The sequence below is a fragment of the Candidatus Cryptobacteroides sp. genome (genome assembly GCF_056207615.1).
Map to the genome: position 1 here is coordinate 1 of NZ_JBAEER010000040.1, position 7078 is coordinate 7078.

Below are 7078 nucleotides of genomic sequence, written 5' to 3' on the forward strand. Positions count from 1 at the left end.
GTTGAGGGTGAACTGTGAAGGGATCTTGTCAAGTTCCTGCACTACGAACTGGAACTGGAGCGGCTCTCCGTCGATGCATCTTACCTTGCTGTATTTCTGCTTCACGACTTCCTCGAACTGCTCTCTGAAATACTCTCTGACGATATATACGACCTTGCCGAATCCGGCCTGGACTGCGTCATAGATGGAATAGTCGATGATTGTCTCTCCGTTAGGACCGAGTCCGTCCATCTGCTTGAGTCCGCCGTAGCGACTGCCCATTCCGGCAGCCAAAACAAGAAGTGTAGGTTTCATGGTGTCAATATGATTAATGTCAAGCAAAATTAACTATTTTTGCAGAGAATAGGTAATTGTAGTAGAAAATGTCAGGAAATAAGGCGTGGCAGTCCGTCAAGGATTATGTGAATTCACTGTTCAAGGGCGAGCATGGCGGTTTCTTCATGTTTGCGGTGGTGGCAGTGGGACTCTGCATAGCCTTTATCTGCTTCCTTCCTGGCGAGAACCTGTTCAACTGGCTCCGCGCGAAGTCGGAGATTCGCAGGCAGAATGCCCAGATCGAGTACTACAACGAGCAGATAAGGGAGATAGACAGGGCCATCGAGACCCTCGCGACGGACAAGGATACCCTCGAGCGTTTTGCCAGGGAACAGTTCCAGTACGCATCTCCTGGAGATGACGTCTATATTCTCGAGAAGTAGCCTAGATCAGCATCATAAAGGCAAAGCAATAGAGAAGGAACGCCTCGAATGCGAGAGCTCCGCGGCTCTCTGAATCCATGAGTGTGTCCAGTGCTTCCCCCTGATACATTTCTTCCATTTCTTCGAAGGTCGGAGCTGTCATCCTCGACCATTTCTTGATTATGATACCGTCCTGGATGAGAGTGACTCCTCCGTTGGACCGGTTGAGGCCGATGAGCGCGCGGAAATCTGACTGATATTCTCCCATTGCTGTTTCCGGAGTGGTGCTCAGCAGGAGCGGGCGGAAGCCGACAGCTTCTGCCTGCGCAAGGAAATCATGGGCCTCAGCCTTTTCACTGGCGCTGAGCTTGTCCGGCCTGTAGATGGACACTATCATCACGTCTCCCTCGGCGGCGAGATGGTCGACGATCTCCCCGTTTTCAGACACTGGGAGAACGGGCATGTCCTTGAGATCCTTGTTCGGAATGGCCTCGGAGCGGATGAAGGTCCACGAGCTGTCAGGGAGCTCCTCCTCGAGGGTGAAGGACTTGCGCATACCGTTCTTCTCGTATACGAAGGACGCCTTGAACATCACGTTCTCGTTCTCGTCAAGCGCTGAAAGAAGCTTCTTTCCGGGGGCATAGTCGGTGAAGTCCTTGAGCGGGAGATGTGCGAGCGAATACACGAGGAAGGCAACCATTGACGCGCTGACCACGGCGAAGCTCACATATTTTCTCTTCTTCGGAGTGCCAAGCTTCCTTGCTGGGACGAAGGCGACGAACAGAAGAAGGTCTAAGGCTATGTTCTTGAGGAGGGACTGCCAGTGGGTGAGATGAGCTATCTCGCCGAAGCATCCGCAGTCCATCTCCGGATTGAAGATGACGAGGAGGATGGTGAGGATCGTGAAGAACGCCATCAGCAGCGAGCATACGGCAGCCGTGAGCTTCCTCCATACTCCGGTGACGAGGGCGACGCCAGTCACTGCCTCGGCGAGGGCGAAGGCAACTCCGGCAGGCTTGCTGATGGCGGCCATGAATCCGAGGTGGAGGAACTTGAAATATTCCTCCATCACGAGACCTGCACCGGTCGGGTCCATGAGCTTAAGCGCACCCGATGCAGTGAATACTATACCCACTATCCAGGCGCAGAGCCTTCTCAATCTACCTTTGCTTTCACTCATGGCTGCTATTTCAAAACCTTGTCGGTCAAAGCCTTGACCTTTGCGAAAATCTCGTCAGGAGGGAGCATGCTTCCATCCTCGGCGGAGCAGTCCACCCTTACGAACGAAGGGTCGAGTTCGCACTGCTTCCTGTAGATGTCGCGTACGGCGACCTGGAAGTTGATGTCTGCCTCATGTATGTCCTGGCCGCCTTCGAGATAGTTCCTGTCATCTCCGGAACGTGATGCCTTGAGCTGGGATTCCACGAATCCGATAGGGACGTCCAGGAATATGTTGAGGTCTGGCTTCGGAAGTTCGAAGTCACCATATTCGGTGTTGAAGATCCAGTTCCTGAGCCTTTCCGCCTCTGCAGGGTCGGAGATCTTGGCGCACTGGTAAGCTATGTTCGAGTAGACGTATCTGTCGAGAAGGACGGTGCCTCCCTCTTCGAGGGTCTTCTTCATCTGCGGAGCTGCGCCATGGCGGTCTTCCGCGAAGAGCAGAGCGACGAGCTGAGGGTGGACGGCCTCGTTGGAACCGAAGTCTCCGCGGAGGAAACGGCTGATGAGGTCTCCGTACACGGGGGCCTCATACCTTGGGAAATGGATGTATTCGAGAGAACCGCACACGGATTCCATGTACGCTCTGAGCCTCTTTACCTGGGTCGATTTTCCTGCGCCGTCTAGGCCTTCCAATACTACGAGCATGCTATTTTACGTCAAATGAGAACTTGTCCCAAGGGAGGTCCTGATACTTGTGTCCGTCGAGGAGCTCGACTATGTACGTGAGGAGAGGGTAGTCCGAAAGCTTGACCTCGCCTCTGAGTTTCCTCTTCCTGAGCGAAGAGTAGAGCCTTCTTACTATCACCACTGACTCTAGGGTGATGCCGCCGAGTATCTCCTGTGCCTCCTCGTATGTCTTGCCTTCGCCGAGGAGGATGCCGATCTTGCGTGTCCTTGCACCGGACACGGTGACGTAGAGGTCTCCGAGGCCGATGAGCAGGCTGTTGTATTCGGCACCGATGGATTCAAGGAGCTTGGACATTTCCTTAGCCGCCTGGTAGAATACGGCCGCCTGGGTGTTGACATGGGCACGTGGCTTGTCCTCGTCCTTTACGCTCATGTATCCGATTGCAATAGCAACTCCGAGAGCGAACGCGTTCTTGATGGCTACCGAATATTCGAGACCCATGACGTCCGAGGTGGTGGAAACATGGAAGTATGCGTTGTCGAAAGATTTGCTGATGGTCTCGCGCACCGTCGGATCGACTCCGCATACGGCGACCATGGTGTGGTCGTGATGAGCGATTTCATCGGCGGTTCCAGGACCACCGAGGGCGTAGATGTCCCTCTTGATGCCCTTCTTGAGAAGTTCCCTTTCCCAGTACACGGGATAGGAGATGAGCTCACCGTCCTCGGTCTCGGTGAGACCCTTCGCTGCGGAGAGGACAGGGGTGTCAGCATCAAGCTTCATGAGTATTTCCTCGAGGAACCAGTCGACTCCGTAGGATGATACTCCTGCGACCACGAAGTCGCTGCCCTTTACGGCGTCCTGCCACTGCTCTGTATGATAGAATTCAGTACCTTCCTGAAAATGCCTTCCGAATATCGGATGTTTTCCTCCATCCTTCAAGGCGTCGATGAGAGCCTTGTCGTGAGGAGTACCCACCATCCTGACGGTGTTTCCATTCTCGCCGGCAACGAATGCGAGGGCAGAGCCCATCTGGCCGGCGCCTATTATAGTGATAACTGCCATTTCTCAAAAATATGGGAGCGGTAAAGTTAACTATAATATTTAAGTTTCTTGCTATATTTGTTCTGCAATGATACCACACCCCGTAACCATGAACACCGAGTATCCCATTAAGATAATGGGAATCGTAAACATCACGGACAATTCCTACTATGCCCGGAGCCGCTGCCTCGGGGCAGACGGTGCAGCCGACACCGATCTCGTGCGGGAACGTGTCGCGACGATGTTGAGTGAGGGTGCGGACATCATCGACATAGGCGCATGCTCGACCCGTCCCGGAGCTCCAGCCGTCGGTGCGGACGTGGAGGCCAGCAGACTTACTCCGGTATTGGAAATGATAGGGCAGGAATTTCCGCATATCACGGTTTCCGTGGATACATATTGGGCGTCGGTCGCGACTCTCGCTGCGTCACTCCTTCCGGATTTCGCATCTTCCGGACGCTTGATCATCAATGACATATACGCCGGTAGGCGAGATCCTTTGATGCTGGAGACGGTAGGTGGCCTGAAGCTTCCGTACATCGCAATGCATAGCCTTGAAGAGACCCTGGACAGTTCTGACTATGGAGGGGATGTGGTGGAAGGAGTCAGGCGGTACTTCGAAGAATTCAGTGCCAAGGCCTCCGGAGCCGGCATTGAGGAATGGGTGCTTGACCCTGGATTCGGATTCGGAAAGAGCGTCGCCCAGAATTGGGAACTGCTCGACCGCATGCAGGAACTTTCTTGCTTCGGCAAGGAAATCCTTGTCGGAATTTCCAGAAAGAGTATGATATACAAGCCGTTGGGTATCACTCCGGAAGAAGCGCTCCCTGCCACTCAGGCTGCCCATCTTGCAGCGTTGGACAGAGGTGCGGCCATACTCAGGGTCCATGACGTTGCTCCGACGAAGTGGACGATTGATGTTTGGCGAATGATTCATAATTATTAACTTTGAGAAAATTAAGTACAGATATGGAATTCAGCAGGAATGAACAGATAGCCATCGCCAAGGTCGGAAAGATACTCGTGCTTGCGGACGGCAGGCTCGATGAGAACGAGATGGCAGGCTATGATCTCGAACTTTCGAGGATAGGTGTCAGCACCGCAGATGATCTCGAAAAGATCCTTGCACTGACTGAGGACATGGAGCCGGCAGCCGCATGCTCTGTAATCTCGAAGATGGACGGGGAAAAGAAGACCTATGTCTCGGCTTTCCTCGGAACCCTCATGGTCATAGATGAGAGCATCGACAAGAGGGAACTTGCCGTATGGGGAGTCGTGGGACAGCTCTGTGGTCTTCCTTCGATGACTGTGGGAGAGGCTGTCAAGTACATGGAAAACCTCAAGTAGAAACAACCAAACTATCCAAATACACATGAAAAGAATCATTACAGGCATCCTCGCGCTCTGCGCGCTCGTAGGATGCAGCACCAGCGAGAACAATCCAGTTCTCACCGTCGAAGGCGGACAGATCCAGGGTGTCAAGGATGAGCTTCCTGGCGTGTACGTGTATAGGGGAATCCCATATGCGGCACCTCCTATCCGCGACCTCCGCTGGAAGGCTCCGCAGCCTGTACAGCCATGGGAAGGCGTAAGGGTATGCGATACCTTCGGACATCCTAGCTTCCAGGCACAGCACTACACCGGCGGCTATACCACCGAGTGGGGCTATGGCAAGGAGCAGGCTTACAGCGAGGATTGTCTCTATCTCAACGTATGGACCAAGGCTCCTGGCGAGACTGGCAAGAAACTTCCTGTCGCAGTGTGGATCCATGGTGGCGGACTCCGCGAAGGCTGGGGTTCAGAGCCTGAGTTCTACGCAGAGGAGTGGGCAGCAAAGGATGTCGTGCTCGTGTCTTTCAACTATCGTCTCGGCGTGTTCGGTTTCACCGCTCACCCTGCTCTCTCAGCAGAGAACGAGAATGGAATCTCTGGAAACTACGGTATCCAGGACCAGATCGCTGCTCTCAGGTGGGTCAAGAACAACATCGCTCAGTTCGGTGGCGATCCTGACAACGTGACCATCTTCGGCCAGAGCGCAGGTGGACGCAGCACCCGAACCCTTTCAGAGTCTCCTATGGCTCGCGGTCTCTTCAACAAGGCTATCATCATGTCAGCAGGTGGTCTCAACCATGCAGCTCCATTCGAGAACTACAAGGACGCAGAGGTCAGGACCAAGGAAGTCATGGACTGGGCTGGTCTTGATACAGCTGAGAAGATGCGCGCAGCTTCTACTGAGGAAATCTTCGCTCTCCAGAGCATCTATAACAGGGTACACGGTCTCCGTCCTGCAGGTATCTTCGCTCCAACCATCGACGGCGTAGTCGTATCCAAGGATTTCGACGCTGCTGCAGTTGAGGGTACTCTCGCAGACGTTCCTTATATGATCGGTTATACCCGTGACGATTCTGGCGACATGTCCAAGGGCATCATCGAGTTCGGCAAGAACAGGGAGTCTTTCGGCGGCAAGGCTTATGCTTACCAGTTCGCACGTCCTCTCCCTACTGACGGCCGTGCAAACGTGCTCAGCGGCGCATTCCACTCTTCAGACCTCTGGTTCATCTTCAAGTCCCTCAAGTACTGCTGGAGGCCTTGGACTCAGGGTGACTGGGATCTTTCTGAGAAGATGATCACCGCTTGGTCAGACTTCGTGAAGACCGGCAATCCTGATCCGGACGGCAAGCTCGGTTGGAAGCCATGCACAGAGGAGTCTCCAGAGTTCATGGTATTCTGCCTTGACGAGAACGACAACGAAGCTTCATACTATGGTCGGCCTATCCCAAGGCCGGCTCGATAAGTCGAAAAGGAAATATCGGAAATGAATAAAGCCGCCCGGGCAACCGGACGGCTTTATTCGTGTATGTGGAAATCTTAGAGAGTTCTCTTGATCTCGACGATGGTGTAGGACTCGACGATGTCGCCGACCTTGATGTCGTTGAAGTTCTCGATGTTGAGACCGCACTCCATTCCGGTAAGTACCTCCTTCGCGTCGTCCTTGAACCTCTTGAGGGATCCGAGCTCGCCGGTGTAGATGACGATACCGTCGCGGATGAGTCGTACCTTGTTGGTCTTGTTGATCTTTCCTTCCTTGACGATACAGCCGGCGATGGTGCCGACCTTGCTGATCTTGAAGGTCTGCTGGATCTCTGCAGTACCGACGATCTCCTCCTTCTGCTCAGGCTCGAGCATACCCTCGATACCATCCTTGATCTCGTTGATACAGTCGTAGATGACAGAGTAGAGACGGATTTCGATCTGCTCCTTCTCGGCAAGCTTGCGGGCGTTGACTGAAGGGCGTACCTGGAAACCGACGATGATCGCATCGGATGCGGCTGCAAGGAGGATATCGGACTCTGAAATCTGACCGACTGGCTTGTGGATGACGTTTACGCGCACCTCCTCGGTAGAGAGCTTGATGATAGAGTCTGAGAGTGCCTCGATAGATCCGTCCACGTCTCCCTTGACGATGAAGTTGAGCTCCTTGAAGTTTCCGATCGCGATACGGCGTCCG

General features: G+C 53.8%; 8 protein-coding genes and 1 pseudogene. 4 read left to right on the forward strand and 5 right to left on the reverse strand.

The window, feature by feature from the left end; all coding sequences use genetic code 11:
• Window positions 1-294, reverse strand: a pseudogene (locus AC06ND_RS02400) (nucleotidyltransferase); the annotation flags it as partial.
• 68 nt (window positions 295-362) lie between these two features.
• On the opposite strand from AC06ND_RS02400, the gene AC06ND_RS02405 reads away from it, so the two are divergent.
• Window positions 363-698: an FtsB family cell division protein gene (locus AC06ND_RS02405; RefSeq protein ID WP_475677399.1), complete on the forward strand. Its 336-nt coding sequence runs from the start codon at window positions 363-365 to the stop codon at window positions 696-698.
• A 1-nt stretch (window position 699) separates the two neighbouring features.
• On the opposite strand, the gene AC06ND_RS02410 is transcribed toward AC06ND_RS02405, so the two are convergent.
• Genes AC06ND_RS02410 through AC06ND_RS02420 form a run of 3 tightly spaced genes read right to left on the reverse strand, consistent with a single transcriptional unit; the run spans window position 700 to window position 3591 of the window.
• Complete coding sequence (locus tag AC06ND_RS02410; RefSeq protein ID WP_475677400.1) at window positions 700-1857, reverse strand: DoxX family protein; 1158 nt, start codon at window positions 1855-1857, stop codon at window positions 700-702.
• Between the two features lie 5 nt (window positions 1858-1862).
• Entirely contained in the window at window positions 1863-2543 is a 681-nt protein-coding gene (locus tag AC06ND_RS02415; RefSeq protein WP_475677401.1) for a dTMP kinase, read from the reverse strand.
• Between the two features lies 1 nt (window position 2544).
• Window positions 2545-3591, reverse strand: coding sequence for an NAD(P)-binding domain-containing protein (locus AC06ND_RS02420; protein ID WP_475677402.1), 1047 nt, complete (start codon window positions 3589-3591; stop codon window positions 2545-2547).
• 115 nt (window positions 3592-3706) lie between these two features.
• On the opposite strand from AC06ND_RS02420, the gene folP reads away from it, so the two are divergent.
• Genes folP through AC06ND_RS02435 form a run of 3 tightly spaced genes read left to right on the forward strand, consistent with a single transcriptional unit; the run spans window position 3707 to window position 6364 of the window.
• Entirely contained in the window at window positions 3707-4516 is an 810-nt protein-coding gene (gene folP / locus AC06ND_RS02425; RefSeq protein WP_475677403.1) for a dihydropteroate synthase, read from the forward strand.
• 23 nt (window positions 4517-4539) lie between these two features.
• Window positions 4540-4917, forward strand: a complete 378-nt coding sequence (locus tag AC06ND_RS02430; protein WP_475677404.1) for a TerB family tellurite resistance protein — start codon at window positions 4540-4542, stop codon at window positions 4915-4917.
• A 25-nt stretch (window positions 4918-4942) separates the two neighbouring features.
• Window positions 4943-6364, forward strand: coding sequence for a carboxylesterase/lipase family protein (locus tag AC06ND_RS02435; protein ID WP_475677405.1), 1422 nt, complete (start codon window positions 4943-4945; stop codon window positions 6362-6364).
• 74 nt (window positions 6365-6438) lie between these two features.
• On the opposite strand, the gene AC06ND_RS02440 is transcribed toward AC06ND_RS02435, so the two are convergent.
• A partial coding sequence (locus tag AC06ND_RS02440; protein ID WP_475677406.1) for a translation initiation factor IF-2 occupies window positions 6439-7078 on the reverse strand: 640 nt, incomplete at its 5' end.

Coding starts and splice junctions, on each gene's coding strand:
- folP (WP_475677403.1), top strand. CDS start 3,707: ATGGGAATCGTAAACATCACGGACAATTCCTACTATGCCCGGAGCCGC.
- AC06ND_RS02435 (WP_475677405.1), top strand. CDS start 4,943: ATGAAAAGAATCATTACAGGCATCCTCGCGCTCTGCGCGCTCGTAGGA.
- AC06ND_RS02405 (WP_475677399.1), top strand. CDS start 363: ATGTCAGGAAATAAGGCGTGGCAGTCCGTCAAGGATTATGTGAATTCA.
- AC06ND_RS02420 (WP_475677402.1), bottom strand. CDS start 3,591: ATGGCAGTTATCACTATAATAGGCGCCGGCCAGATGGGCTCTGCCCTC.
- AC06ND_RS02410 (WP_475677400.1), bottom strand. CDS start 1,857: ATGAGTGAAAGCAAAGGTAGATTGAGAAGGCTCTGCGCCTGGATAGTG.
- AC06ND_RS02415 (WP_475677401.1), bottom strand. CDS start 2,543: ATGCTCGTAGTATTGGAAGGCCTAGACGGCGCAGGAAAATCGACCCAG.
- AC06ND_RS02430 (WP_475677404.1), top strand. CDS start 4,540: ATGGAATTCAGCAGGAATGAACAGATAGCCATCGCCAAGGTCGGAAAG.